This is a genomic window from Spinactinospora alkalitolerans (assembly GCF_013408795.1).
GTDB classification, from domain to species: domain Bacteria; phylum Actinomycetota; class Actinomycetes; order Streptosporangiales; family Streptosporangiaceae; genus Spinactinospora; species Spinactinospora alkalitolerans.
Genome location: NZ_JACCCC010000001.1, coordinates 4,801,040 through 4,826,412, shown reverse-complemented (window position 1 = coordinate 4,826,412; position 25,373 = coordinate 4,801,040). Strand labels below are relative to the sequence as shown.

The 25,373-nt window shown below is 68.3% G+C and carries 23 protein-coding genes; 9 read left to right on the top strand and 14 right to left on the bottom strand.

The features are described from left to right. Positions 1-132: 132 nt before the first annotated feature. The 6 genes from HDA32_RS21440 to HDA32_RS21415 all read right to left on the bottom strand — a co-directional run bounded on the left by HDA32_RS21440 (position 133) and on the right by HDA32_RS21415 (position 6,677). Positions 133-1,551, bottom strand: a complete 1,419-nt coding sequence (locus HDA32_RS21440; RefSeq protein ID WP_179644919.1) for an aspartate ammonia-lyase — start codon at positions 1,549-1,551, stop codon at positions 133-135. Beyond that, positions 1,548-2,756, bottom strand: a complete 1,209-nt coding sequence (locus HDA32_RS21435; RefSeq protein WP_179644918.1) for a M20 family metallopeptidase — start codon at positions 2,754-2,756, stop codon at positions 1,548-1,550. The genes HDA32_RS21440 and HDA32_RS21435 overlap by 4 nt, the downstream gene beginning before the upstream one ends. Beyond that, entirely contained in the window at positions 2,746-3,414 is a 669-nt protein-coding gene (locus tag HDA32_RS21430; RefSeq protein ID WP_179644917.1) for a DUF1028 domain-containing protein, read from the bottom strand. The genes HDA32_RS21435 and HDA32_RS21430 overlap by 11 nt, the downstream gene beginning before the upstream one ends. Then, positions 3,411-3,833 carry a RidA family protein gene (locus tag HDA32_RS21425; protein ID WP_179644916.1) on the bottom strand — a complete coding sequence of 141 codons (423 nt, stop codon included), beginning with the start codon at positions 3,831-3,833 and terminating at the stop codon, positions 3,411-3,413. Before HDA32_RS21425 ends, HDA32_RS21430 begins: the two co-directional genes overlap by 4 nt. A gap of 7 nt (positions 3,834-3,840) precedes the next feature. Then, positions 3,841-5,124, bottom strand: a complete 1,284-nt coding sequence (locus HDA32_RS21420; RefSeq protein ID WP_179644915.1) for a flavin-containing monooxygenase — start codon at positions 5,122-5,124, stop codon at positions 3,841-3,843. Positions 5,125-5,360: 236 nt separating this feature from the next. Then, positions 5,361-6,677: an MFS transporter gene (locus HDA32_RS21415; RefSeq protein ID WP_179644914.1), complete on the bottom strand. Its 1,317-nt coding sequence runs from the start codon at positions 6,675-6,677 to the stop codon at positions 5,361-5,363. Between the two features lie 288 nt (positions 6,678-6,965). On the opposite strand from HDA32_RS21415, the gene HDA32_RS21410 reads away from it, so the two are divergent. Beyond that, complete coding sequence (locus HDA32_RS21410) at positions 6,966-7,874, top strand: LysR substrate-binding domain-containing protein (RefSeq protein WP_179644913.1); 909 nt, start codon at positions 6,966-6,968, stop codon at positions 7,872-7,874. A 186-nt stretch (positions 7,875-8,060) separates the two neighbouring features. Here HDA32_RS21410 and HDA32_RS21405 read toward each other — a convergent pair whose 3' ends face one another. Continuing rightward, positions 8,061-8,381: an SRPBCC family protein gene (locus tag HDA32_RS21405; protein WP_246334443.1), complete on the bottom strand. Its 321-nt coding sequence runs from the start codon at positions 8,379-8,381 to the stop codon at positions 8,061-8,063. 24 nt (positions 8,382-8,405) lie between these two features. Here HDA32_RS21405 and HDA32_RS21400 point away from each other — a divergent pair, with 24 nt between their 5' ends. Next, on the top strand, positions 8,406-8,681 hold the full coding sequence (locus HDA32_RS21400) for a hypothetical protein (RefSeq protein WP_179644912.1): 276 nt from the start codon (positions 8,406-8,408) through the stop codon (positions 8,679-8,681). Between the two features lie 634 nt (positions 8,682-9,315). On the opposite strand, the gene HDA32_RS31515 is transcribed toward HDA32_RS21400, so the two are convergent. Then, positions 9,316-9,615 carry a hypothetical protein gene (locus tag HDA32_RS31515; protein ID WP_179641200.1) on the bottom strand — a complete coding sequence of 100 codons (300 nt, stop codon included), beginning with the start codon at positions 9,613-9,615 and terminating at the stop codon, positions 9,316-9,318. Positions 9,616-10,441: 826 nt separating this feature from the next. On the opposite strand from HDA32_RS31515, the gene HDA32_RS21390 reads away from it, so the two are divergent. Further along, the gene (locus HDA32_RS21390; RefSeq protein WP_179644911.1) at positions 10,442-10,942 is read left to right on the top strand and encodes a hypothetical protein; all 501 of its coding nucleotides are present in this window, start codon (positions 10,442-10,444) and stop codon (positions 10,940-10,942) included. Between the two features lie 209 nt (positions 10,943-11,151). Here the strand turns inward: HDA32_RS21390 and sigJ are convergent, their stop codons facing one another. Further along, a complete protein-coding gene (sigJ, locus tag HDA32_RS21385) occupies positions 11,152-12,036 on the bottom strand; it encodes an RNA polymerase sigma factor SigJ (RefSeq protein ID WP_179644910.1) in 885 nt (294 codons plus the stop codon). A gap of 103 nt (positions 12,037-12,139) precedes the next feature. Here sigJ and HDA32_RS21380 point away from each other — a divergent pair, with 103 nt between their 5' ends. The 5 genes from HDA32_RS21380 (at position 12,140) to HDA32_RS21360 (ending at position 19,783) form a co-directional block, all read left to right on the top strand. Beyond that, entirely contained in the window at positions 12,140-12,949 is an 810-nt protein-coding gene (locus tag HDA32_RS21380; protein ID WP_179644909.1) for an SDR family oxidoreductase, read from the top strand. 824 nt (positions 12,950-13,773) lie between these two features. After that, positions 13,774-14,757: an ABC transporter permease gene (locus tag HDA32_RS21375; RefSeq protein ID WP_179644908.1), complete on the top strand. Its 984-nt coding sequence runs from the start codon at positions 13,774-13,776 to the stop codon at positions 14,755-14,757. A 76-nt stretch (positions 14,758-14,833) separates the two neighbouring features. After that, on the top strand, positions 14,834-15,760 hold the full coding sequence (locus HDA32_RS21370) for an ABC transporter permease (RefSeq protein ID WP_179644907.1): 927 nt from the start codon (positions 14,834-14,836) through the stop codon (positions 15,758-15,760). 13 nt (positions 15,761-15,773) lie between these two features. Further along, positions 15,774-18,002 carry an ABC transporter ATP-binding protein gene (locus HDA32_RS21365; RefSeq protein WP_179644906.1) on the top strand — a complete coding sequence of 743 codons (2,229 nt, stop codon included), beginning with the start codon at positions 15,774-15,776 and terminating at the stop codon, positions 18,000-18,002. 56 nt (positions 18,003-18,058) lie between these two features. Next, positions 18,059-19,783 (top strand): ABC transporter family substrate-binding protein, encoded by a 1,725-nt coding sequence (locus HDA32_RS21360; protein ID WP_179644905.1) that lies wholly within the window; start codon positions 18,059-18,061, stop codon positions 19,781-19,783. A gap of 191 nt (positions 19,784-19,974) precedes the next feature. Here the strand turns inward: HDA32_RS21360 and HDA32_RS21355 are convergent, their stop codons facing one another. The 4 genes from HDA32_RS21355 to HDA32_RS21340 form a co-directional block, all read right to left on the bottom strand. Next, positions 19,975-21,198 (bottom strand): MinD/ParA family ATP-binding protein, encoded by a 1,224-nt coding sequence (locus HDA32_RS21355; RefSeq protein WP_312863274.1) that lies wholly within the window; start codon positions 21,196-21,198, stop codon positions 19,975-19,977. A gap of 444 nt (positions 21,199-21,642) precedes the next feature. Then, entirely contained in the window at positions 21,643-22,035 is a 393-nt protein-coding gene (locus HDA32_RS21350; protein WP_179644904.1) for a hypothetical protein, read from the bottom strand. 17 nt (positions 22,036-22,052) lie between these two features. Further along, on the bottom strand, positions 22,053-22,586 hold the full coding sequence (locus HDA32_RS21345) for a hypothetical protein (RefSeq protein WP_179644903.1): 534 nt from the start codon (positions 22,584-22,586) through the stop codon (positions 22,053-22,055). Positions 22,587-22,627: 41 nt separating this feature from the next. After that, positions 22,628-24,100 carry a hypothetical protein gene (locus HDA32_RS21340; RefSeq protein ID WP_179644902.1) on the bottom strand — a complete coding sequence of 491 codons (1,473 nt, stop codon included), beginning with the start codon at positions 24,098-24,100 and terminating at the stop codon, positions 22,628-22,630. A 376-nt stretch (positions 24,101-24,476) separates the two neighbouring features. Here HDA32_RS21340 and HDA32_RS21335 point away from each other — a divergent pair, with 376 nt between their 5' ends. After that, positions 24,477-24,917, top strand: coding sequence for a DUF3592 domain-containing protein (locus HDA32_RS21335; RefSeq protein WP_179644901.1), 441 nt, complete (start codon positions 24,477-24,479; stop codon positions 24,915-24,917). A 55-nt stretch (positions 24,918-24,972) separates the two neighbouring features. Here the strand turns inward: HDA32_RS21335 and HDA32_RS21330 are convergent, their stop codons facing one another. Continuing rightward, a complete protein-coding gene (locus HDA32_RS21330) occupies positions 24,973-25,368 on the bottom strand; it encodes a DUF3592 domain-containing protein (protein WP_179644900.1) in 396 nt (131 codons plus the stop codon). Positions 25,369-25,373: the final 5 nt, after the last annotated feature.

Below are 25,373 nucleotides of genomic sequence, written 5' to 3'. Positions count from 1 at the left end.
CCGGGCAGGGGTCTTCGACGAACACCTGGAACCGTCGGAGGGGCTGGGAACCGCAGTGGGGGTCGGCTTCGGCGCCGAGGCCGTCGAAGCCGACCGTGAGCGGTGGACTCGCACGCCCGGTTCGTCAGGTGTCTACCGAGCCGAGGCGACTTCACCGGTCAGATTCTGCGGTGCCAGTGCCGCGTTGAGCTGTTCCTCGTCGAGCAGGCCCCGTTCCAGGGTCAGCTCCGCCAGTGTGCGGCGACTGCTCAGTGCCTCCTTCACGAGCGCGGCGGTGCGGGCATACCCGAGTAGGGGTACGAGGCCGGTCGCCACGGCGAGGCTGTCCTTGGTGCGTGCGGTGATGAACTCGCCGTCGGCACGGATGCCGCTCACGCACCGCTCGGCGAGCAGATCGGCACCACGCGTCAGCAGTGAGGCCGAGTCGAGCAGGGAGGAAGCGATGACCGGTCCGAAGGCGTTGAGCTGCAACTGCCCCGCCTCGGCCGCCATGGTCACGCTCGCGTCCGCGCCGACGACGAGGAACGCCACCTGGTTCACGGCCTCCGGAATGACCGGATTGACCTTCCCCGGCATGATCGAGGAGCCCGCCTGCACCGGCGGGAGCACGATCTCCTGCAGCCCTGCCTGCGGACCGGAGGAAAGGAGCCGGAGGTCGTTGCTGATCTTCGACAGCTTCACCGCACAACGTTTCAGAAGGCCGGAGGCCAGAACGAACACACCGGTGTCGGAGGTCGCCTCGATCAGGTCGCTCGCTGAGGTCAGCGGATAGCCGCTGATCTCGCTGAGCCGCGTCACCACACTCTCCCGGTATCCGACAGGAGCGGTGATGCCGGTACCGATCGCCGTGGCGCCGAGATTGATTTCACGCAGATGGGGGAGAAAGTCCTCTAGGCGGTCGGCGTCTTCTCGGATCGTTTCCGCGAAAGCCGAGAACTCCTGGCCCAGGGTCATCGGAACGGCGTCCTGCAACTGTGTGCGGCCGATCTTCACGATGTCGCGGAAATCCACTGAGCGCGCCTCGCACTCGGCAGCGATCCGACCGAGCGCCGGAATGAGCCGCTCAATGCTGCGGTGGATCGCCAGCCTGACCGCGGTGAAATAAGTGTCGTTGGTGCTCTGACTGCGATTGACGTGGTCAAGCGGGTCGATCACCTCGTAGGCTCCCGGCGCGCAGCCGAGTAGTTGCAGCGCCCGGTTGGCCACCACCTCATTGACGTTCATGTTGGTGCTGGTCCCGGCCCCACCCTGGACGCGGTCAACGATGATGCACTGGTCGAGCTCACCCTGCATGAGTTCACGGCAAGCCGACTCGATCGCCGTACCCCGCCTCTCATCCAACAGCCCTTGTTCGACGTTGGCCCGGCAAGCGGCCAGTTTGACCGCGCCATACGCCCAAACGAGATCGCGCAGTTGGCCGCATGAGCGACCGGTGATGGGGAAGTTCGCCCCAGCCCTCGCAGTATTGACCCCCCAAAGCGCGTCAGCGGGGATCACCACCTCACCAAGGGAATCGACCTCTGTCCTCTCCACCTCAGCATCCACAGTCATCCCCGACCGCCTCCCGATTGCCGTTCAGGCCTGCTGAAGTCCTCCTCTGCCGATCCGGTACCAGCAGGGCCGGCGTCCGACGCCTGCGCAAAGTACTCGTGCGCCGTACGCGCAAGCAGCGTGGCGCCGTCCGCGAGGACCCGATTGGCCGCCTCACCGATACACACGGCAGCGAACTCCGGCTGGTGGTTGCTCACCGGAAAGCAGTCGAGCCCGATGTAGGGGTGAATGGCCGGGACACACTGCGAGACATTGCCCAAATCGGTTGAGGCGCGGTTCATCGTCTGGTGCTTCACGGGCGCGTCGAACCGCCGACCGAGTGCGAGTGCGTGGCGCGTATAGATCTCCGATGCCCGCTCATCCGTACGGAATTCGGAGTAGGGCTGCGACTCAGGAGTGAAGTCCAATGTGGTGTCCGTCGCCAGCGCGCCGGCTTCGAAGCACTGCTTCACCCGGCGGCGAAGCGGCTCCAGTTCGGCGAGGGTCTCAGCCCGCGTATACCAGCGGCCCTCCGTGGCCCCGGGGATGACATTGGGTGCTTCACCACCGATCGTCTGGATCCCGTGGACCCGGGTGGTGGGCGGGAGCTGCTGGCGCAGCAGGCCGATGGCCACCTGAGAAATCACGAAGGCGTCGTTGGCATTGCGGCCCTCATGCGGATAGGCCGCAGCGTGTGCCGTGTGCCCGGTGAAGCGGACGTGATCGTGGGCGACGGCGTAGGGCTCGGCCCGTGGCGCGTCGACGGGGCCGGGATGGGCCATGAGGGCGAGCCCCAGATCCTTGAAGGCCCCGGCGTCGAGCAACTCGATCTTGCCCCCGCCTCCCTCCTCCGCCGGAGTGCCGATCACATCGATCCGGAGGTCGAGCGCTTGCGCCCACGGTCGCAGCGCGATCGCCGCGCCGGCCGACATCGCGGCGATCAGGTTGTGACCGCAGGCATGCCCCACGCCGGGCAGCGCGTCGTACTCGACGATGAAGCCGACCCGGCGGCTGCCCGACCCGTAGGAGGCGTGTACCGCGGTGGGGAAGCCGAGGTATTCGGTCGTCACCCTGAAGCCGAACTCACCGAGCAGTTCGGCTGTCCACCGCGCCGCTCGGTGCTCCTCCCAGGCGGTCTCCGGGTGAGCGTGCAGCGTCTCGGAGTACTCGACCAGGCGCGTCAGATAGTCGGAGGCGCTGGGGAGCGCGGGTTGTTCAGCGGTCATCGCCAGGAACTCCGTAACCGGGCGAGGCGGCCGGCTCCAGGCCGCGCTGAACATAGTCGTCCCGCTGCGGAAGCCAGACCTCGAGCAACCGCCCGAGCTCGCCGATCGGGCTCTCCTGCCAGTCCACGCGCAGATCGGTGTCGCGCCAACCGATCCCGGACACGGTCGACAGCCCGGCGGAGTACACCGGTCCGGCCTCGCCGCCGGCGGCGAGGCCGGCCGAGAGCGCGGTGAAGAGGCGTTCCTCCAGTTGACCCCCGGCGGAGGTGAAGGCGCCGCACAGGATCTCGGGGATGTCCGGACGGGAGAGCATGTTGCCGGCGGCGGCGCAGTGCGGCCCGGTGGCCTCACCATGCACGCCGAGGGTGAGGTGACCGCTGAACGTGGCCGCGGCCCCGGAGGCGTCGACCACGGTGAGCTGCCGGTAGGCGGCGTTCGGCTCGTTCGCGAGGACCGCCGCGATGGCCGCTTCGGGGCTCGATCCCGAGGCGAGTCCGTCCAGCAGGACCGGACCCAGTCGCGGATCGGTGACGTTCTGCGACGCGACCGCGCCGACCGAGTCGCGCAAGTGAACGACTCGTGCGGCCACCGCCGGTGAGGACGACGCTGCGGCGATGCCGAACCTACCGTCCTGGTGGGCTGCGATGGAGAAGGTCATGCCGCGCCTCCGGTGATCACAGCCGTGGCGTCGATCTCCACGAGCCACTCCGGCCGGGCAAGGGCCTGGACGACGATTCCGGTGGAGACAGGGTAGACACCCTTCAACCAGCGTCCGACCTCGCGGTACACCTCTTCACGGTAGCGAGGATCGACGATGTAGATCGTCACCTTGACGATGTCCTGGAGGCTGCTGCCCGCCTCCGTCAAGAGCATGTCGATGTTCGACATGGCCTTCTCGGTCTGCGTCCGGACACTGCCGATGCCCACTGACTCCCGGGTCTCCAGGTCCTGGCCGATCTGGCCGCGCAGATACACGACGTCCCCGGCGACGACGGCCTGACACAGGTCGTTGTCCAGATTCTGCTCCGGGTACGTGTCCTTGGTGTTGAACTTCCGAATACGAGTGTGCGTGGTCATTGTGCGCTCACTTTCCGAACTGTGGGAACTGCGTCGACGAATCCGGGCCCTCGTATTCCATGTAACTGCGCTGGATCGAGATGTGGTCGGCCACGTACTTCGCATCGTGCCAAGCACCCCAGATGAAACTCGATCCACGTCGGGACTGCCATGGCAATCCCATGAAGTAGACGCCGGGCTCGGACGAGACACCGCGCTGGTGCTTCGGCCTTCCGTTCTCGTCGAACGCATCGACGCGCAGCCAGCTGTAGTCGGCGGCGAAACCGGTCGCCCAGACGATGGACGTGACCCCGGCATCGGCGAGGTCGAGTTCGAGAACGGGGTCGGTCACCGACTCCGGGTCGGTTCCCAAAGCACGGGCCTCCGGCTCCTCCGGAAGATCCAGGCCGTTGCGCGCGATGTAGGCGTCCGCTTCGTCAAGCAGTGACAGGTAGTTCGCGTCGCCGTTCGCGATGTTCTCGCGGAGGTCGGGCGCGAACCGCATGACCCCCTCATCGAACGAATCGGCCCGGCCGACGAGCCTGATTCCGCGGTCGGCCAGCGTACGGAAGTCCACGGTGTGGCCGCCGTGCGCGCCACTGACCGCGATCGTGACGTGCTCGGCGCCCTTAGGAGGAGCTGAGGCCTCCCACTTGCCGAGGACCCCCAGCCACCAGACGAAGTCGCGGCTCCGATACCTCCGCGGTGGACGGTCGTGCGGGCCGACTGCGAGGTACACCTGTCGGCCGGAGCTCCGGAGTTCGTCGGCGATCTGCACGCCCGACGACCCGGATCCGACCACGAGGACAGCTCCGTCAGGCAGTTGAGCGGGATTGCGGTAGCCGCTGGAGTGGATCTGTGTGAGCTCCTCCTCTTCGGGAACGATCGGCGGGATGACCGGCCGCTGGAACGGCCCGGTGGCGGCTACGACGTAGCGTGCCTCGATGGTTCCGTCCGATGTCTCCACACGGAATCCGGTACGGCCCATGTTCTTATGCACGGACGTCACTTCGACTCCGCAGCGCACCGGCGCTCCGATCTTCTCAGCGTAGGCAACGAAATAGTCCGCCACCTGCTCCTTGGAAGCGAAAGCGTCGGGACCGATATCGGTGAACTCAAGACCGGGAAAGCGATCGTGCCAAGCAGGCCCGTTCGCGACCAGGGAGTCCCACCTTTCCGAGCGCCAGCGTTCGGCGATACGGTGCCTCTCCAGGACAACATGCGGCACGTTGCGTTCAGTCAGGTGCTCGCTCATCGCTATCCCGGCTTGGCCCCCTCCGACGACGACGGCCTCAATCTCTTGACTCGGCATCCAAACCTCCACTCCAGTGATCGACTACCGCAACTTGATCTGGTGCGCATTCATACGCACTTGGAATTTCGTCAGCCAACTTCAATCATCACCGGTGAACCGCATTAAAGAGACCGGGGCGGATATGCGTTTCCGGATCTGTCTGTCGACTACCCGGATAGGGTCAGCGATTGACGTCAACGGAAAGCATGAAGACCGTCAGGTCCCTACGGACGAGGCTCTGGCGGGAACGCCGCTCAGCGCTGAGCGCGATCACTCTCATGCAGCAGATCCGACCCGCTTGTCTCCGGCATCGTCCGCAGCGTCACCGCACCGACGATTCCGATCACGATCATCGTGAACCCCGGGACCATGGAGCTGCCGGTGAGCGAGATGAGCCATGTCATCAGGTATGGCAGCGTTCCGGCGAAGAACGCCCCAGCAACGCTGTAGGCCATCGACAATCCACTCTGACGGGTCCGCGTCGGGAAGAGCTCCGCCACTGCCGATGCGTGCGTGCCCAGGATGACTGCCAGGATCACGGCCAAGCCGAAGGTGGCGGCGAACGCCGACCACGGCGAGTTCACCTGCATCAGCAGGAACAACGGCACCGCGCCGACGATCATCAAGCCCGCGGCGGCGTACAGCACCGGCTTGCGTCCCACACGGTCCGACACCATGCCGGACAGCGGGATCACTCCCATGGCGACGACCGAGGCCGCCGCGGAGAGCAGGGCCGCCCGGTCCGCAGGCACACCGACGATCTCCTCCTGGTACGTGATCAGGTACACGAGGACGATGTAGAAGGCCGAATTCATGAACGTCTCGATGCCCACCGTCTGCAGGAACTGCTTCCCGTTCGAGCGGAACACCTCCACGACCGGCTGGCTCGGGACGTTGTTCATGTCCTCGAGCGCGCGGTACTCGGGCGTGTCCTCGATGCGCAGGCGGATGTAGAGGCCGACCGCCGCCAGAGGAACCGTCAGCAGGAACGGAAGCCTCCATGCCCAGTCGGTCACATCCCCCGGAGTGAAGACCGAATGCAGCGCCCAGACAACGAACGACGCGCAGAGGAACCCGCCGACCGAGCCGAACTCGATCCACGAACACCCGAATCCACGGCGTTTCGGCGGCGAGAACTCAGCGAGGAAGGCCGCAGCCGAGCCGAATTCACCGCCTGCCGCCAACCCCTGGATGATTCGGGCGACCACGAGCAGTACCGGCGCGATGATGCCGGCGGACTCATAAGTGGGCAGAAGCCCGAGCATCAGCGTTCCCGCCGCCATGGAAATGATGACGATGGACAGAGTCGTCTTACGCCCGAAACGGTCCCCGAGGTGTCCGAATATCACCGAGCCGAGCGGTCGAACGAAGAACGCGACGGCGAAGACGGCGAAGACTGACAGCAGTCCGGTAGTGCCGTCCTGCTCGGGAAAGAACACCTGCGCCATGGTGGTGGCGAGGTAGGCGTAAATGGCCCAATCGAACCAGTGGATGAACACGCCTACCGATCCGGCGAACACACTCCGACGCAGGTCCTTCCGATCTACATTCTCCAAGACCTCGCTCGTCATTTCTCCTCCTAGATTTCCGTTCTCAGACGCGCAAGACAACTCAAGAAGTCACGGGGACCCTCCATCGCGCAAGGAAGTTCTCGTAGTGGATCAGGAGGTTGTCAGCACCCTGGAGCGCCAGGGCGAGCGCGCCCCGCGAAGATCAGCGCGGAGCTCACCCCGATGCTCCTCGTATCCGACCGGTCTGTGCTCTAGCTCACGATTATTGAGGTGCGGGGTATGATCTGTAAAACACATAGATCTGAAGTCCCCCTTCGGAAAATCCGATACTACGGAGAGGCCGAACCGATGACTGATGTGAGCTTGAGGCAACTGGAGTACCTGATGGCCGTCGCGAGGCTCGGGTCGGTGACCGCAGCGGCACGGGAGCTCTTCGTCTCGCAGTCGGCGGTATCGACGGCGTTGACCGATCTCGAGTCGGCGCTCGGGATCACCCTGTTCGTCCGCTCTCGGAAGGGGATGCGGCTCACCGCGTCGGGACAGCGTGCGGTCACCGCCGCCGACAACGTGCTTTCCAGCCTCGATCAGCTCTGGGAGTCCGCCAGTCGGGAACGAGAGGAAGTCGAGGGCACACTCACGATCGGCTGTTACGCGACGATCGCGCCGATCCTCCTACCGAAGGTGATCGCGGAGTTCTCGCATCGGCACCCGCGAGTACAGCTCTCGTTCGTCGAGGCAGCCCACGAGACGCTCTTGGACGACCTGCTCAACACCCGGATCGATCTCGCGATCACCTATCACTACGAGCTTGATTCCGTGCGCACCGCGACCGGGATGACGGCGCAATCGCTGCGATCGGACCCGCCGTATGTGCTCACCCCTGTGGGTGGGGCACTGAGCACGGGGGATGAGCTGAGCCTTGCCGACCTGGCCTCGGAACCGCTGATCCTGTTCGATCTGCCGCCCGGTGGCGACTACTTTCTCGGCCTGTTCGCCAAAGCCGGTCTGACTCCGAACGTGCGCTTCCGCACTACGAGCTTCGAGATGGTCCGTGCCCTGGTGGCCCGCGGGCTGGGCAGTGCGCTGCTCACGCAGCGCACCGTGCTCGAGCGCAGCTACGAGGACTTGCCGTATGTGACCAGAGAGCTCGACATCCGGTCCGAAGGGCTCGGGATCGAGATCATCCAGCTGACTGACCGCAAACCGGTAAGGCGGACGCAGGCGTTCATCGACGTCTGCCGGGAGGTCGTGGTCTGATCCCCTGACGTCAGCCGGTCGGCGGCACCGGACCTCTCTCTGCCCGCGTTCACACGACCCCTGCCATCAGTGCGGTCGGTGCGCGAACACGATCGACCCGCCCAGCACGGCGCAGTCCACACGCAGTTCGGCGGCGATACGCGGTGCCCGGTGGACCCCGGGGCCGGTGGGGCCCGCCCCGTCGGCCTACTCGGTGGTGAGCGTGGCGCGGTAGTGCGCGATGAGCTCCTCGTCGGGGCCGGCGTCCGAATCCGGCTCCCGTCCGGCCAGCACCGCGCCGAGGCCGGTCAGGCACGTGTCCCAGCCGGCGGCCGTGTTCGCGGTCCACTCGGAGTCGACGACGGTGTTGGAGAGCCGGAGCACACACCCCTGGCCGTCCTCCTCCAGGGTCCAGCGCAGATCCTCCCCGGACCAGTGGAAGGCCAGGGTCTTGACCAGCGTGCCGAAGAGGTTCTCCATCAGCGGCGAGTCGAAGAACCAGTGCACGCCCATCGCCAGCAGCAGCAAGAGCGCTGCCGTTCTTCGGGATCAGTGACGTACCCGGCCATTCGGGAACTTGAACGAGCCCTGGAGTTCGGATGGACCTGGGCCGGTGACGACCTGGACAAGCAGGTCTTCGTCGACGCGCTAAGCATCATGCCGATGGGAACCGAAGTGGGCCCCCGGGCAGTTCGACTTCTCGCCACCAAGGACCATGAACTGTGCAGGCGGATCGCCGTACTTCGTGACAGCGATCGCGCATTCGAGGAGAATCCGGCGAAGCCGACCTGGGCAGACGAGCACGATCATGACATCGTTGGCGCGTAAAGCCCCTCTGCGACGACGGCGGTACGGACGAGCGTGGTGATGGCGCACTGTTCGGACAACGAGACCTCCCGGGCAGGAAGACCTTGGTCGGCTTCCCCGCTCCACCAGGGCCCCGCTCTCCTCAACGACAGTTGCCCTGAACCCTCCCCACCCCTTGACAGCCGCACCGCCACGCTAACCACGTGGCATTGGAAGTACCCCGAGGAGCTGCGCGAACGCGCGCCCCGGATGGCCATGGAGGCCCGCCGGGCTCCGGCCACACGGCCAGAAGCCCCGGCACGCACCGCCGACCGGCTGGACGTCAACCGCGAAACGCCGCGCAACCGGGTCACCCAGGCCGAGGTCGACGCCGACGACCGCCCCGGTACCACCACCGAACAGGCCCAGCGGCTCGCCGAGCCCGAACGCGGGATGCGCGGATTGCGGCGGGCCGGCGCGATCTGCGGTCGGCCTCGGCTTTCCTCGCGGCGGAGCTCGACCGCCCACACCCCGGGTAGCCGCCTACAGTGAGTCCGACGCTCTCAGCGGCCGTAGGCGATCAGGGACCGTTTGACCGGGGCGCGGGTTTCCCGGTCGTGCCGGATCGCCGCAGCCGGGGCCGGCCCTCCGAGGCCCGCTCCGACGGTGGCGACTCTCATGAAAGACCCACTCCCGCTCGTTCGGCTGCCGACGCAGTACTGACCGACCGGACGTAGGAGATGAACTGGCCGGTCGCGAGCCGGTCCGCCAGGCCGCGGGGCATGGGCGGCACCGGGTACTGCTGGATGGCCTCCAGGCCCGAGGCGGCCGAGCCGTTGGGGTAGAGGGTCACCGCCGCACCGCCGCGCCGCAGCTCCCCCGAGCGTTCGTGAACGCTCACCTCGTGTCCGTGGGCGCCGAGCCCCCTGGCCAGGGCGAGACCGCCTACTCCGGCCCCGACAACAACGATCCGCATGACCGGACTCCCGTGCCGCTTTGTTTCTCCGAGGGTAAGCGCGCTCCCGACGATCCTCCTTTCGGGGTGGCGACAGGCGTGCCCCGGCGGCCTCGCCTGTCACCGGGCACGGACCGTGGACATAGGACCCCCGGGATCGCTCCCGGAACGGGCCCAGCCGGGTGGAGACGGTCTTGACCAGCTCGTTCAGCCGGCGCTGCCAGCGTTGGGCGATGCGCCGAGCGCAGCGGCCACCGCCTGTGTTCTCGTTGTCTTCACAACCATCGGTGATCACACGGTGGCCGTCTGCGTGTGGGCAGAACGCTCCAGTTCAGGGGCTTGCGGTGCTGTCATCTCCGGCAAATGTGATCGGGTCAGGACGGACCGGATCTACAACTGGAGTACTGAACGACCGTCGGCGCGGTCGGTCCTCCTGATTCCCGTCCTGCGGCAGGGGTTCCAGGGGCAATCTGAATCGCCCAAGGTCCAATATGATTTTGGCACCCCCTGAAGAAAGAGGTTGGCTATGGGATGGGGCGCCCTGGTCGCTTTAAGCGTCGCCGTGATGGTGGCATCATGCGTGGTTGCTCTGGCGATGTGGCGGCACCGAGTAAATCAGGTGCCGGGAGGAGAGCGGTCCCGGTCTCCTCATCCAGTGGAATTCGCAAGTTGGATCGCTGGGATTCTCTCCGCCGCCGTCGCCGTCGTAGGGCTGTTCAGTACTCCGGATGGCGATTCCGGGAATATTGCAGACGGGGGAGCGGCCGCGCCGCCCGCCTCCGCTGAACGTCCCCGTGACGGCTCTTCCCCGTCAGGAAACCCTGAGGTGTCCTCATCGCCGTCCGAGATGGCCGACTACGAAGAGGAGAATTCGGGGATTCCACTGACCATCCGCTCGGCCCATGACGGCTCATGTGTCCCCTACCTTGCTGTCGACTTCGACGGTAGCCCTTCAGGCGGGGAGTTTCCGATCACCCGAAGGGTCGGCGACGAGGACGACTTGACCACCGCACAACTGGAAGCCATAGATATGCGCTACGTGACCTGTGCAGACGGCTTTCTGAAGGTTGCCGACGGGGCATCGGTGGGACTGCTGCGCAAGGGGGAGGAGGACGGGTGGCGGAAATGCGCGGCGGCGGCATCGGGAGCGTCGATCGGGGGAAGCCTGGAGATTACCGACGATGCCCGGCCCGCTGATGTGGGATTCGAGGTGGGTGCCTCGCTGTGTGCGGTTACCGCAGAGGGGCGTATCGCCCGTGCAACCATCACCAATATCGTCTATAACGCAGGCTATGGAGATTCACTGGCCACAGTGGAATTCGAACTGGCGACGTGGAAGCGTAAATAGGCGGCTCATCACTTCTGAAGACGCCGCTTTCTCGGGCCGTCCCGTGAGTGACCTTCCGGTCGGTCGGGACGCGGCCGGTCGCGGGCCCGGTGGTTCGTCCATCCCGCGAGGGCGGGGTTGTGCGGGCGGGTGTTGCCGCGCATGGCGCGGTGGACGCCGTCCCCTCTGAGGCGGCGGCCGCGCCGGATCCGGCCCGGGCCCGGCTTCCGTCAGCGGTCGAGGACCGTCGGGTCGAGCCTGTGCAGCCGTTCGGGATCGGACAGCACGTCGATGGCGAGGATCTTCCCGTCTGTGACGGTGAAACCCATGACGGACAGCGGCCGTCCGTGAGCGGCGACGACGACTCCGGCGGCTCCGTTGATCAGCGCCGGTCGTGCGAACGGGGAGAGCCGTCCGAAGGTGAGCGCCTGCTCGGCCACGGCCCGTGCGCCGGAGATCACCGTCGTGTGGCGGGCACGCGCGGCGCCACCATCGGACCGCAGAACGACGTCGGGGTCCAGCACGGCGACGAGCCCGTCGAAGTCGCCGTTGCGGGCGGCGGCGAAGAACGCGTCGACGGCGTCGCGCTGGCGGGTGAGATCGGGGTCGGGAGTCGGGGCCTGCCCCTGCACCCGGCGGCGTGCGCGGCTCGCGAGTTGCCTCGCCGCGGCCGGGGACCGCTCGATCATCGGAGCGATCTCCGCGAACGGCACGGCGAACATGTCGTGCAGCACGAACGCGAGCCGTTCGGCCGGCGACAGCGTCTCCAGCACCACCAGCAGCGCCAGCCCGACCGAGTCGGCCAGCACCGCTTCGTGCTCGGGGCCGCCCCCGTCCTCGTGGCCGATGATCGGGTCGGGCATGTGCACCTCGAGAGGTTCCTCGCGCCGCCGCTCGCGCGAGCGCAGCACGTTCAGGCACACGCGCGCCACCACCGTTGTCAGCCACGCCTCGAGGTTCTCCACGCTGCTGCTGTCGGCGCGACTGATGCGCAGCCAGGCGTCCTGCACCGCGTCATCGGCCTCGCTCACCGAGCCGAGCATCCGGTAGGCCACCGCTCGCAGACGAATCCGATGTTCCTCGAAACGCTCTGTCAGCCATTCGCGCTCGTCCACCGTGTCACGTTCCTTCCTCGCAGGGGGTCATAGCGGTAGACCCGCGAAATCCGGCTGATGTGACCGGGAGGCCGACTCCCGGACCGACGAGTTTGGAGAAGCCATGACATCACCCATCCTGCTCACCGGCGGCACGGGCACGCTCGGGCGCCTCGTCGCGCCGCTCCTGCGGGATGCCGGCTGCGAAGTGCGGGTGCTCAGCCGGCGCGGCCACGAGCCCGGGGACGGCATCGAGTACGTGACCGGTGACCTGCTCAAGGGCGAGGGGATCGGGCCCGCGGTGGACGGAGCCGAGATCATCGTGCACCTCGCGGGCGGCCCCAAGGGCGACGACGAGGCGACCCGGAACCTGGTGCGGGCGGCGTCGCGAGCCGGTGTGCGGCACCTGGTCTACATCTCGGTCATCGGGGCGGACCGGGTCCCGCTGGGCTACTTCAGGAACAAGCTGGGTGCGGAGCGGGCCGTGGCCGACTCCGGCCTGCCGTGGACGACGCTGCGGGCCGCCCAGTTCCATGACCTGGTCCTGACCGTGATGCAGGCGATGGCGAAGCTGCCGGTGGTCCCGGTCCCGGGCGGACTCCGGTTCCAGCCGGTCGATTCCGGCGAGGTGGCGGCCCGGCTGGTGGAACTGGCGCTCGGCAGGCCGGCCGGCCTGGTGCCAGATCTGGCCGGGCCGAAGGTGTACGGAATGGCCGATCTGATCCGCGGATACCTGCGGGCGCGCGGCAAGCACCGGTTGACGATGCCGATCCGGATGCCGGGAAAGGCCGGCCGCGCCTACCGGGCCGGCGAGAATCTGTCCCTCGACGGGGCCGCCGCGGGTAAGCGGACCTGGGAGGACTTCCTGGCGGAGCGGGTGAGCCAGTACTCCACTGGCAATTCGCTATCCTTGCTGGTCGGGGCTGCTCGCTGAGTGCACCGGGCTGGCGGTGCGTCATGGGTGGGAGGTTCGCGGCCTCCTGCGCGGCGCCGGTGGTGGCGGCGTCGGACGGTGGCCCGGTGGCGGCGCCGGAAGCGGGGCCGTCTCAGCGCGTGCTCGCGAGAGAGGCCGCGGCTGTGCCCTGCGGCCGTGTGGCGAGAGCGCCGCGCAGGTGCGGTCGGCCCGTCCGTCAGCATCGGGAGACGGCGACGACGCGAAAAACGCGTCCGACGCATCGTCTTCGGCGCGGCCGGTTCCGGGTAAGGAGTGAACCGGTTACCGGACCTGCGCGGGACCCGGCCGGCTCGAGCCCGGCGGGTCGGCCACACACCGTCACGGCCCGGACGGGAGGCGGCGGCGCCCACCGGGGCATCTGCGACGGGCGCGACATTCGGGGCGTCGCCGGGCGCGGTGACCGAGGTCTCGAACCGACCACATGATGAGACGCGGCGCAACCCGCCGCCGCGTCTCGTTGTACGTTCCGTTGATCTTCGGGGTGGAGGCGTTACGCGTTGTATCGAAGCGGCTAATCTTCTCCGCAGAATTCGTCCCGCGCCGCCGCGATGCGGTCCTCGTGACGCTTTCTTGATATCGCAGTAACCGGCCGGTGTCCGCCCGTAACGCACACTCGTGGTCATTCGGCCGCTGACCGTGAGCCGAACTGGAACGCGTTTCGGTTGTCGCATGGGGCGACCCTCCACGTCGGCGCGAGGCGATCACTCTTGGTGACATGAGTGCGTCACGCCGTCCGTGTGGGCCTCTCCACCGACCACCGCAGCCATTCGAACGCCGCGCAGGCACGAGGTGGGAGGCCCCAATTGGGGAAATTCCTGGTCAGGCGATTGGTGAACTATGTCGTCCTGATCTTTCTGGCGACCACGTTCGCCTATCTTCTGGCGGCCTCCACGCTCAGCCCGCGCGCCAACTACGCCGAGATGCAGCCCCGCCCCAGCGAGGAGCAGATCGACGCCCGCCTCGACGAACTGAACCTCAACGACAAGACCCCGCTGGCCGAGCGCTACGCGCACTGGATCACCGACGTCGCGACGGGCGACTTCGGCAAGGGCGTCACCGGGAGCTCGATCAACGAGGAGATGGGGCGCCGCGTCGGCGTCTCGCTGCGGCTGATCTTCTTCGGCACCATCATCGGCGCCACCTCCGGCGTCCTCATCGGCGCCTACGGGGCGGTCAGGCAGTACAGGCTGTTCGACAGGACCTCCACGGGCGCGGCGTTCTTCGTGCTGTCGGTGCCGGCCGTGGTGATCGCCATCTCGCTGCAGGTGATCGCGGTGGCGATCAACGAGGCCACCGGCGTGCAGATCTTCCAGTACGCCGGTGAGTACACGACAGGGCTGGACGCCGGATTCTGGGGACACTTAGGCAACCGGATCCAGCACGCGATCCTGCCCACCCTCGCGCTGGCCATCGGCCAGTTCGCGGCGTTCAGCCGCTACCAGCGCAACATGATGCTGGACGTGATCGGCTCCGACTTCGTGCGCACCGCCATGGCCAAGGGGCTCACCCGCCGCAAAGCCCTGTTCAAACACGCCCTGCGCACCGCGCTCATCCCCACGGTCACCTACTTCACCTTCGTGTTCGGCATCATGCTGGCCGGCACCACGTTCACGGAGAAGATCTACGGCTGGAAGGGCATGGGGTCCTGGGTCATCGACTCCATCGTCACCAACGACGTCAACGCCGTCGCCGCGGTCTCCTGCTTCATGGCCGTGTGCGTGATGGCGGCGTCCTTCTTCTCCGACATCCTCTACGCCTGGCTCGACCCGCGGGTAAGGGTGAGCTGATGACGCGCACGACCGCCGCCCGGCGCGGCACGCCCGTCCGCCGCCCCACCGCCTGCACTCCGCTGGAGAGAACGCCATGAGCATGTCCGCCGAACGCGCGGTCATCGAGACCGAGAGCGGCCACGAGGGCGGCGACGACGAGGTCCGGATCCCCGGCCGCTGGTCCTCGGTCCTGCGGACGACGCTGCGCCAACGCCGCGTCATCGCCGGCATCGCCGTGCTGGTGCTGCTGATGCTCGCCGCCTGGGTCGGGCCGCTGTTCGCGCAGTGGGGCTTCGAGGAGCGCGACTACGCCAACTTCCTGCAGCCGCCCTCGCCGGAGCACTGGTTCGGCACCGACAACACCGGCCGCGACATCTACATCCTCACCATGGTGGGCCTGCAGAAGTCGATCATCATCGGCCTGCTCGTCGCGGTCATCACCACCGTGGTGGCCGCGGTCGTGGGCGCGTTCGCCGGCTACTTCCTCGGCCCCACCGACAAGGCGATGATGTGGGTCACCGACCTCGCCCTGGTGCTGCCGAGCTTTCTGATCCTGGCGATCCTCTACCCGGCGATCCGGGGCAGCGGCTGGCTGATCTTCGTGCTGCTGCTCGCCGCGTTCATGTGGATGATCACCGCCAAGATGATCCGCGGCATGACGATCTCGCTCAAGGAGCGCGAGTACGTGCTGGCCGCCCGCTACATGGGCGTGCCGGCCTGGAAGATCATCTTCCGGCACATCATCCCGAACATGTCCTCGCTGCTGATCGTCGACGCCACCATCAACGTCAGCACCGCGATCATCGCCGAGACGAGCCTGTCCTACTTCGGTTTCGGCGTCCAGCCGCCCGACGTCTCCCTGGGGTCGCTGATCGCGCTGGGCGCCCGCCAGGCCGTCACCCACCCCTGGACGTTCGTCTTCTGCACCGGTCTGCTCATCATCCTCGTGCTGGCCGTCAACCTGATCGGCGAAGGGCTGCGCGACGCCCTCGACCCGCAGTCGAAGTCGCGCCGGGCGTGAGAGGGCAGCAGCTATGACCGCAACCGCGACGAGAACAGAGACCTCCGTGAGCGAACAGTGGCCCGATGACGCCCCCGTCCTCGAAGTCACCGACCTGCACGTCACCTTCCCCGGCGTCAACAAGGCCCCCGACGTCAGGGCGGTCCGCGGCGTCAGCTACAGCCTCAAACGCGGTGAGGTGCTCGGCATCGTCGGAGAGTCCGGCTCCGGCAAGTCCGTCTCCTCTCTCGCCGCCATGGGGCTGCTGCCCGACTACGCCCGGGTCGGCGGCTCGGTCAGGCTGCACGGCAGGGAGATGCTCGACCTGGACGACCGGCAGATGTCGCGGATCCGCGGCAAGGTCATCTCGATGGTCTTCCAGGACCCGCTGTCGGCGCTGACCCCCGTCTACACCGTCGGCGACCAGCTCGCCGAGGCCGTACGGGTGCACGACGAGTCGATCTCCAAGGCCAAGGCCGTGCGGCGGGCCGTGGAACTGCTCGAACTGGTCGGCATCCCCAACGCCGAACAGCGGGTCAGGGCGTTTCCGCACGAGTTCTCCGGCGGGATGCGCCAGCGCGTGATGGTCGCGATGGCGATGGCCAACGACCCCGACGTCATCATCTGCGACGAGCCCACCACCGCGCTCGACGTCACCATCCAGGCCCAGGTGCTGGAGCTGCTCAAGACCGCGCAGCGCGAGACCGGCGCCGCCATCGTCATGATCACCCACGACCTCGGCGTCGTCGCCGGCTTCGTCGACCGGGTCCTGGTCATGTACGCCGGGCGCCCGGTGGAGATCGGCGCCGTCGACGACGTCTACCACCGCACCCGCATGCCCTACACCATGGGCCTGCTCGGCGCGATCCCGCGGCTGGACCTGGAGGAGAAGACGGCGCTGGTGCCGATCAAGGGCAACCCGCCGTCGCTGTCGGCGCTGCCGCCCGGCTGCCCGTTCGCCCCCCGCTGCCCCATCGCGGTCCCCGAGTGCGAGCTGGAGGAGCCGCGGCTGCTGTCCATCGGCGCCCAGCCCTCCCGCGAGGAGATCGCCGCGGCCCACGAGGCCCGGTCCGTCGGCGCGGACGCCCAGGGCGCCGCGCCCGCCTCCGACGATGGCGACACCGATCCCGCGGTGCAGCGCGTGGCCTGCATCCGCTCCGGCGAGATCGAGACCAACGCCTGGACCGCCACCGACATCTACCCGCTGCCCGAGATCCCCGCCGACGCCGCGGCCCGGGCGCCGCGGGCCGAGCGCGAGACGGTCCTGGAGGTCGACGACCTCATCAAGCACCACCCGCTGATGAAGGGATCGGTCTTCAAGCGCCGCGTCGGCACCGTCTACGCCGTGGACGGCATCTCCTTCGACATCCGCGAACGCGAGACGCTGGGCCTGGTGGGGGAGTCCGGCTGCGGCAAGTCCAGCACGCTGATGGAGATTCTCAGCCTCGACAAACCGGCGCGCGGCCGCGTCGTGGTGCTGGGCAAGGAGTCGGGCCGGCTCTCGGCGCGCGAGCGCTTCGGGCTGCGGCGCGACGTCCAGGTCGTCTTCCAGGACCCGATGTCGTCGCTGGACCCGCGCATGCCGGTGTTCGAGATCATCGCCGAGCCGCTGCGCACGCACGGGTTCGCCAGGAAGGCGCTCAACGCCAGGGTCAGGGAGCTGCTGGACCTGGTCGGCCTCGACGTCGGCCACGCCTCCCGCTACCCCCAGGAGTTCTCCGGCGGCCAGCGCCAGCGCATCGGCATCGCCCGGGCCCTCGCGCTGGAGCCCAAGCTCCTCGTCCTGGACGAACCGGTCTCGGCGCTCGACGTCTCCATCCAGGCCGGCATCATCAACCTGCTGGAGGAACTCCAGGCGCGGCTGGGCCTGGCCTACCTGTTCGTCGCGCACGACCTGTCGGTGGTCAGGCACATCGCCGACCGGGTGGCCGTCATGTACCTCGGCAAGATCGTGGAGCTGGGCGACGTCGCCTCCATCTACGCCGAACCCGCGCATCCCTACACCCAGGCGCTGCTGTCGGCCATCCCGGTGCCCGACCCGGAGAAGGAGCGCGGCCGGACCCACATCGTGCTGGAAGGCGACCTGCCCAGCCCGGCCGCTCCGCCTTCGGGGTGCAGCTTCCGGACCCGCTGCCAGAAGTTCAAGACCCTCTCCGAGACCGACCGGCAGCGCTGCCTGGCCGAGGAACCCGACCTGCAGCCCCTGAACGGAGACGACCACACCGCCGCGTGCCACTACGCGGAGAAGCGTGCCGTCGTCTGACCCCCGCGCCCAGCCGTGCCCGCACAGGCTGGTCCACCCCCCCGAGGAGGAAATCCATGCGAATCCGACGGTCCGCGGCGCTGGCCGCGCCGGTCATGGCGTTGGCGCTGTTCGCCGGCGCCTGCAGCGGCGGCGGCGGTGGCGGTGACGACGAGGGCGGCGACACCCCCACCCTCGCCGACATCGCCAACAGCGACACCAACCCGCAGGAGCGCGACTCGCTGCAGGACGGCGGCACGCTCAACTGGGCGGAGTCCACCTGGATCACCCAGTACCAGCTCTTCCACACCGACGGCAACCTGGCCGTCAACGTCGACATCCTGCAGTCGGTGATGCCGCGCGCGCACAACTTCGACGACGAGGGCAACCCGACCCCCTATGAGCCCTACGTGCTCGAGAGCAGCGTGAGCGACGACGGCGGGACCGTCACCTTCACGCTCAACCCCGAGGCCGAGTGGTCCAACGGCGAGCCGATCACCTGGGAGGACTACGCGGCCCAGGTCGAGGCGCTGTCGGGGCGCGCCGAGGGCGACTACGGCCACGGCGGCTCCAAGGACGGCTACGACGACATCTCAGAGGTCGAGCAGGGCGCCGACGAGTACGAGGTGGTCTTCACCTTCGAGACGCCCTACGGCGAGTGGCCCGGCCTCTTCGACGTCCTGTACCCCAAGGAGTACATGGAGGACCCCGACGAGTTCAACGAGGGCTACTTCGAGGACATCCCCGTCACCGCCGGCCCGTTCGAGCTCGACAACCTCGACAAGACCACCCAGCGCGTGACGGTCGTCCGCGACGACGACTGGTGGGGTGAGCCGGCCAAGCTGGACAGCATCATCTTCCACACCTACGAGAACGACGCGATGGCCGGCGTGTTCGTCAACGAGGAGATCGACGCCTTCTACGTCGGCTACGACGCCCCCTCCTACGAGCGCGCCCAGGAGCGCGAGGACGCCCGCATCGCCCGCGCGATCGACAACGGCTACCGCTACATCGAGATCAACGCCGGCAGCGGCCCGCTGTCCGACCTCGACGTCCGGCACGCGGTCACGCTGGGCGTGGACCGCTCCGCACTGGCCAAGGCGTCCCTTGAGGGCGTCGACTGGCCCAGCGACCCGGCCGTGAACCGCCTCGTCCGCTCCAACCAGCCGGCCTTCCAGGACAACGCCGGTGAGTGGGGCGAGCGCGACACCGAACGGGCCGCCCAGCTGCTGGACGAGGCCGGCTGGACCCTGGAGGAGGGCGCGGAGTACCGGACCAAGGACGGCGAGCAGCTGACCCTGGACTACGTCGTCCCCTCGGGTCTGCAGACCACGCAGAACGAGGCCGAGATCACCCAGCAGATGCTGGAGGAGATCGGCATCGAGGTCACCATCAACACGGTGCCCTCGACCGGGTTCTTCACCGACTACATCTACACCGGCAACTTCGACCTGTCCTCGTTCGTGCAGGTCGGCTCCACGCCCTACCCCGGTGAGAGCTACGAGAACTACGGCGGGCCGTTCGGCGAGACCGAGGACGGCGAGCCCGACTGGGGCAACAACCGGGGCCGCACCTCCACCCCTGAGATCAACGACAAGTACGACGAGATGCTCAGGGAGACCGACCCCGACCGCTACTACGAGATCGCCAACGAGATCGACACGCTGCTGTGGGAGAACGCCCAGGGCATCCCGTTCTTCCAGCGCACCGGCATCTGGGCGCTCAAGGACGACCTGGCCAACTTCGGCGCCAACGGCATGTCCTCGATCATCTACGAGGACATCGGCTACCAGGCCGAGTAGGCCGGCGGCTGAATCCGGTCCGCGACCGAGAAGAGGGCCCGGGGCGAACGGTGTTCGCCCCGGGCCCTCATTGATATGCGGCGACCGGGTGTGCAGGGGGCGGCTGTCGCAGTGCGCGTAGCGCCGACGGCACAGCTGGTTCGCGCCTTGGGCGTTCACCCCGCCCCGCGCACCCGGCGGTCGAAACCCGGTCAGACCAGCCGCGGATTGCGCGAGGGGACGGCGAAGCCGCCGGCGACCTCGGCGGCGAGCTCCAGGTAGGCGCGGCGGGTGGCCGGGTGCAGCCGGTCGATGTCGACGGCCGAGCCCTGCTCCAGGTGGTCGTCGTTGGGGATGCGCACGACGCTGCGGCAGCGGTCGGCGAAGTGGCTCTCCAACCGGTCGAGGTCGATGCTGCTGCGCTTGCCGGTGCGCGAGATCACCACGACCGCGTTCTTGGCGAGATGGCCGTGGTCGTGCGCCTCCAGCCAGTCCAGGGTCGCCGAGGCGCTGCGCGATCCGTCCACCGAGGGCGGGCTGACCAGCACCATCTGGTCGGCCAGGGCCAGGATGGCGCTCATGGCGGCGTGCAGCATGCCGGTGCCGCAGTCGGTGATGCAGACGGAGTAGAAGCGCTCCACGACGGCGGCGACGTCGCGGTAGTCGCGGTCGCTGAACGCCTCGCTCACGGCGGGGTCGACGTCGGAGGCCAGGAACTCCAGGCGCGACATCGCCTGGCTGGTGTAGGCGCGCACGTCGGAGTAGCGCCCCAGCGAGGCCTGGTCGTTCAGCAGGTCGCGCACTGTCAGGTCGCTGCGCAGCTCCCGGGGGAGCCGCTCGGTGAGCGTGCCGCGGTCGGGGTTGGCGTCGACGGCGACGACCCGGTCGCCGCGCCCTTCGGCCAGGACGGAGCCGAGCCCGACGGTCGTGGTGGTCTTGCCGACCCCGCCTTTGAGGCTCAGCACGGCCACGCGGTGGTGCCCGCCGTTCACGGGTGTGCGCACCCGGTCCAGCAGCTCCTTGCGGCGCAGCTCGTCCTTTGAGTCGCCGGGGTTGACCAGGCCGCCGGTGACGGCGAACACCGCGCGCCGCCACCCTCCGTCGGGCGGGGTCTTCTCCTCGCGCAGCAGAGCGTCCGGTGTGAGGTCCTCGGTCCGCCCGGGCGCGGGCCGGTCGTCGCCGCCCGCGGCCGCGGGGCCGGGACGGTCCTGAGGGGCGGGCGGCGGCGCGTCCGGAGCGGATGCCGGCCGCGCCGACGGCGGGGCGTCGAACCCGGCCGGGAGCCGGGGAGGCGCCGCCATGGCGCCGTCGGAGGCGGGCGCCGGGCCGGTGCCGCGGGTCCCGCCGGAGACGGCCCCGGGCTCCGAGGGCCCCGGCTGCGCCTGCTGCTGCGCTTCGTTGTTGGCGTAGGGCGGAGGAACAGGAGTTGAAGACACCGTTCTGAGGCTTCCTAACGCTGCGGGCTTCAGGGCATCGGGGCGTGCGGCCACCGCCGGAAATCTTACGCAGCGGGACCGGACTTGCACGTAACGATTCGGTTCTGCGCCGGAAATTGAACCCTGAGACCCAATGCGGCGACCACCGCATTGGGCCCACGGGCCCTATTGCGCCCGAAATGCAGGCCTTAAAGTCTGGAGTTGACGGACCCGCCTTCGAACTCGCCTTCGATGCGGGTTCCGCTCCCACGGGCGGAGCCACCCGGGAAACGACGCTGTCAACAGAACCACTGCTGTCGGAATTCGGGGGCCTCGGGTGGTTTTGTCCGCTTACCGTCGTCGCCGTCGTCTGCGCAGCGGAGGACGGGCGGAGCCCGGGATCAGGCGCCTCCCACGGCCGCCGGCCGGGGCCGCCGGCCGCCACCGGTGGACGCGCCGGGTCCGTCAGCGCGGTCTCGCGCCGACGACCGCGCCGACGACCGCGGCCACCAGGCTGATTCCGAGCAGGCGGAGAGAGATCACCGGCTCGTCGTAGTCGACCAGGAACGGAAGGTTCAGCACGACGTTCACGGCGGTGGTGGCCGCCACGGGAACGATGACCGCGGCGCGGCGGCGCCACCCGCCCCGGAGCATCAGCCGGGCGGCAAGACCCGCTGCCAGCAGGCTGAACAGCCCGGCCAGCGCGAACGTGACGACGTCGATCCAGAACGGGAAGTCCTCGTGGAGGACGAAGTCACCGCCATGGCGGATGAGGGTGACGGTCCCGAGCCCGCTGATGCCGTATCCGAGGACGACCACCCCGACGGTCACGGCGATGGCCGACAGCAAGCTCTTCATGGGATCGCCTCACGCATTCAGTCGGTCGCCCCCACCGTATCGGCGATGGAGTCCGGGATGTCGGGGTCCAGTTCATCCTGCAACCACGTCACTTTGACCTGGTGCGCCATGTCCGAGCCGTCGATCATGATGACGTCGATGCCCTTCACGCGGTCACCGTCCTCCGCGGTGTAGCCGAAATCCACCTGATAGGCGTGCTCGGCCCCGGAAGCGGAGATCTCCGAGCGCTCCTGCTCGTAGTCCCGCCAGAGGCTCTGCCTGCCGGACTGGGTCACGGCGAGCGCGTGTTCGGGAATGGGCGCGTGGACGACGTTCTCCAGTACGTCGATCTGCGCGATCGGCTCCTCGGCGTCGACGATCGTCAGGACGGCTTCTCCCCCGGGATCGGTGGTGCGCCAATCCCGGGGGTGCGCCACGACGACGTGGTCGGTCTCGGTCTCGGTGAAACCGTCGGGGAGAGGGGCCGCGGGGGCGCAGGCGCAGGCGCCGACGGCCAGCATCGTCGCGATCGCGGGCGGGCCGAGCGCCTTCGGTCGTGGTCCTCGTGTCATCTTCACCTCGATGGTCCCCGGGAAGCGGGCAAGGGGCGGAGTCACTGCTCGCATGCGTCGTAGGGCTGGAAGGTCCGGCGGCCGTCCTGCGGGGCGCCCAGGTATTCGGCCTCCTCCGTCCGGCGGGTCTCCTCCGAGGTCGCGTAGCCTCCACCGATCGGAATGAACGGCTTCACCTCGGCGCCGATCTCGGAATCGGTGTACTCCCGGTCATGGGACGTGGTCCACACCTGTCCTCGTTCGTACATGAGCCTCTCCCATGGGTCACCGCCCGGGCCGGGATCCTCCGTGACGGAGCCGTCGTCCCCTTGCATGGTCTCCAGGAAGTAGTTCGCGGTTCCCACGACTCCGGCGTTGTCCCGCAGGAACCGCTCGCCGATCTCCCGCTGCTCCGGCGTGTCCAGCTCGACCTGGATCAGGGTGGTCGTCCGCCCGGCGGCGAGCTCGGTCTGGCCGCTGGTGTTGGGCCTGTGCGGTCCGACCCCGAACGGGAGCCGGCCGCGGAAATTGACCTCGTTGTCGAAATCGGCGCGCAGCAGGATGCTCTGGAGTTCGCCTTCTTCGTCGCGGGTCTGGCGGATCTGGGCCTGCCATGCCACTGCGCCGCCCGCCCCGACGCCGAGGAAGTACTCCCCGTTGCCGGAGATGCTCCCATTGGCGTAGTACGTGTCCGAGATCAGGGTCTCGGGACCGCGGTTGTCGGTGCGGGTGATGACGCCGCCCGCGCCCTCGATCGCCCCGTCCGCTCCCTGGCCGATGTCGAGCTGCCGTTCCCCCCGCTCGTCTCCGGTGCCGGGGATCTTCAGGCCGACTCCCGCCTGCCCGGTGAGGGAGCCCTCTCCGCCCTCGTGGTCGAGGAGCATGTCGGGAGGCGGCAGCCCCGAGTCCTCCTCGTCCGACCACAGCGAGTCCCACCAGGCGACGACGGGGTTCTGGGAGATCTGGCCCTCCTCCACGATCCGGCGCTCCAGCGCGTCGGCCTCGTCCCGCTCGTCAGGGCCGAAGGTCCAGATCATTCCCTCGCCCCATTGCCCTTCTCCGCCGACTTCGGCGCTTGCGCCCAAGTCGGCGGTCTCGCCGCCCTTGATCTTCGCGCCCGGAGTCCCGACCTCGGCACCGACGGCGCGATTGGACGGTTGGACCGTGATCCACACCGATCCGTCCGCCATTTCCTGACGCTGGAACTGCGTCTCCGCTCCTCCGTAGATCCCGATCTTCACGGTGAAGCTCGAACTCTCGCTGTCGGAGTTGACCTCGCACAATGGCGGCAGATAATCGGCCTCCCGCATCCCCGGTCCGTCTTCGTGTCCTTCCGGCGTCGACTCGGGGTCCGCTGACGAGCCTTCGCAATGGTCGCCGAGCACCTGGCAGATGGCGGAATCGACCGCCTGGCCGATGGGCGAAGGGACCGAGAGGACGACGACGGCCGCGATCGCGGCCAGGAGGAGAAGCAGCGCCGACCATTCGACGGCCGCTGATCCCCGGTCGGTGTCGGCGCGATGGCGGTTGGGCACCGGTCGACTCCGTTCGCCGCGGCTGCAGAGATCTTCGAGTCCGCCGAAGTTACGTGAGACCGGACCCGGGCGGATAGGGCCCGCAGGCTCAATCCGGATTCCATCCGGGGCCCAAGCCGTGCGGACCGAGGGCATGGGGCCGAGGCCGGGACCGATCGAGCGTTGACCGTCGCGTTCGCGGGGCGGGGTGGGATTCTCAGGGCTCGGACCCGCTGTGCCGCCGGTGCTGCGCGCACTGCGACAGCCGCCCCCCCTGTGCGAACGCGATCGAACGCGATCGTCAGACACCAGTGAGCCGGGAGGCCCGTCGACTCGGGCAGACGGACATCGATCCCGGGCGGTAGGGTCCCGGTGATCCCGCGATCCGGAGGGCCTCATGAACGCGACTCTGCTCGTACTGCTGCTCGCACTCGGGCTGATGGCGTTTGGGCTGCTCTCGCTGTGGTTGGCGGTCCGCGAGCTCTCCACTCTGCTGCGGCTCCGCGCCCGCGGGGTCCGTGCGGAGGGGACCGTGATCGGAAAGCGGCACGTGGCCCGGGGCGGTGCGACGCCTCGGTTCCGCTTCACCACGTCCTCCGGCGAGGAGGTCGTCACGGCGCACGACATGGCACTGGCCGTGGCGATCTTCCGCAAGGACGCACCGGTACGCGTCGTCTACGACCCGGAGAATCCGGAACGAGCCCGGATCCTCAATCCTCTCTACCGGCTCTCCAACGTCGGCGGATGCGCGCTCTTCCTCCTCATCGGCCTGGTGTTCGTCACCGTCTCGGCATACCTCTTCTTCTTGCTGCTGACGGCGGGGCCGGTGTGGGAATGAACCGCGGATATCGCGACCGCGCCATCGGTGTGAGCGGCTGAAGCAAGCCGGGAGATCACCCGTACAGGAGCACGGCGAGCACGGCCCCGGCGGCGGCCGCGAGGGCCCCGAGGCAGCAGAAGACCAGGCCCGGCAGGAGGAAGGTGCCGGTGAGCCCGTGCAGTCTGATCTCCCGCGGGTCCTCCGGGGCGTAGAGCACCGTCAGCGTTCTGCCCGGGGGCGTCGCCCCGAACCGCCGGGCGACCCGGCTGGAGGCGGTGACCTCCTCGCCCTCGCGGGTGCGGAAGCGCACCAGGGTGCCGTTCCCTGTCGGCACCGAGGTCCCGGTGGTCCGGTGCGCCCGCCGCAGGAACCGGTACTCGCCGACGGCGATCCGGATCCCCACTCCGAGGAACAGGGCGCCGACGGCCAGTGGGAACAGGGGGAAGAGGAGCACGGGGTCGAAGTCCATGGGGG

Bases quoted from the DNA above. Each gene is read 5' to 3' on its own strand.
- HDA32_RS21440 (WP_179644919.1), bottom strand. From the start codon at position 1,551: ATGACTGTGGATGCTGAGGTGGAGAGGACAGAGGTCGATTCCCTTGGT.
- HDA32_RS21435 (WP_179644918.1), bottom strand. From the start codon at position 2,756: ATGACCGCTGAACAACCCGCGCTCCCCAGCGCCTCCGACTATCTGACG.
- HDA32_RS21430 (WP_179644917.1), bottom strand. From the start codon at position 3,414: ATGACCTTCTCCATCGCAGCCCACCAGGACGGTAGGTTCGGCATCGCC.
- HDA32_RS21425 (WP_179644916.1), bottom strand. From the start codon at position 3,833: ATGACCACGCACACTCGTATTCGGAAGTTCAACACCAAGGACACGTAC.
- HDA32_RS21420 (WP_179644915.1), bottom strand. From the start codon at position 5,124: ATGCCGAGTCAAGAGATTGAGGCCGTCGTCGTCGGAGGGGGCCAAGCC.
- HDA32_RS21415 (WP_179644914.1), bottom strand. From the start codon at position 6,677: ATGACGAGCGAGGTCTTGGAGAATGTAGATCGGAAGGACCTGCGTCGG.
- HDA32_RS21410 (WP_179644913.1), top strand. From the start codon at position 6,966: ATGACTGATGTGAGCTTGAGGCAACTGGAGTACCTGATGGCCGTCGCG.
- HDA32_RS31515 (WP_179641200.1), bottom strand. From the start codon at position 9,615: ATGCGGATCGTTGTTGTCGGGGCCGGAGTAGGCGGTCTCGCCCTGGCC.
- HDA32_RS21390 (WP_179644911.1), top strand. From the start codon at position 10,442: ATGGCCGACTACGAAGAGGAGAATTCGGGGATTCCACTGACCATCCGC.
- HDA32_RS21380 (WP_179644909.1), top strand. From the start codon at position 12,140: ATGACATCACCCATCCTGCTCACCGGCGGCACGGGCACGCTCGGGCGC.
- HDA32_RS21370 (WP_179644907.1), top strand. From the start codon at position 14,834: ATGAGCATGTCCGCCGAACGCGCGGTCATCGAGACCGAGAGCGGCCAC.
- HDA32_RS21365 (WP_179644906.1), top strand. From the start codon at position 15,774: ATGACCGCAACCGCGACGAGAACAGAGACCTCCGTGAGCGAACAGTGG.
- HDA32_RS21360 (WP_179644905.1), top strand. From the start codon at position 18,059: ATGCGAATCCGACGGTCCGCGGCGCTGGCCGCGCCGGTCATGGCGTTG.
- HDA32_RS21350 (WP_179644904.1), bottom strand. From the start codon at position 22,035: ATGAAGAGCTTGCTGTCGGCCATCGCCGTGACCGTCGGGGTGGTCGTC.
- HDA32_RS21345 (WP_179644903.1), bottom strand. From the start codon at position 22,586: ATGACACGAGGACCACGACCGAAGGCGCTCGGCCCGCCCGCGATCGCG.
- HDA32_RS21335 (WP_179644901.1), top strand. From the start codon at position 24,477: ATGAACGCGACTCTGCTCGTACTGCTGCTCGCACTCGGGCTGATGGCG.
- HDA32_RS21330 (WP_179644900.1), bottom strand. From the start codon at position 25,368: ATGGACTTCGACCCCGTGCTCCTCTTCCCCCTGTTCCCACTGGCCGTC.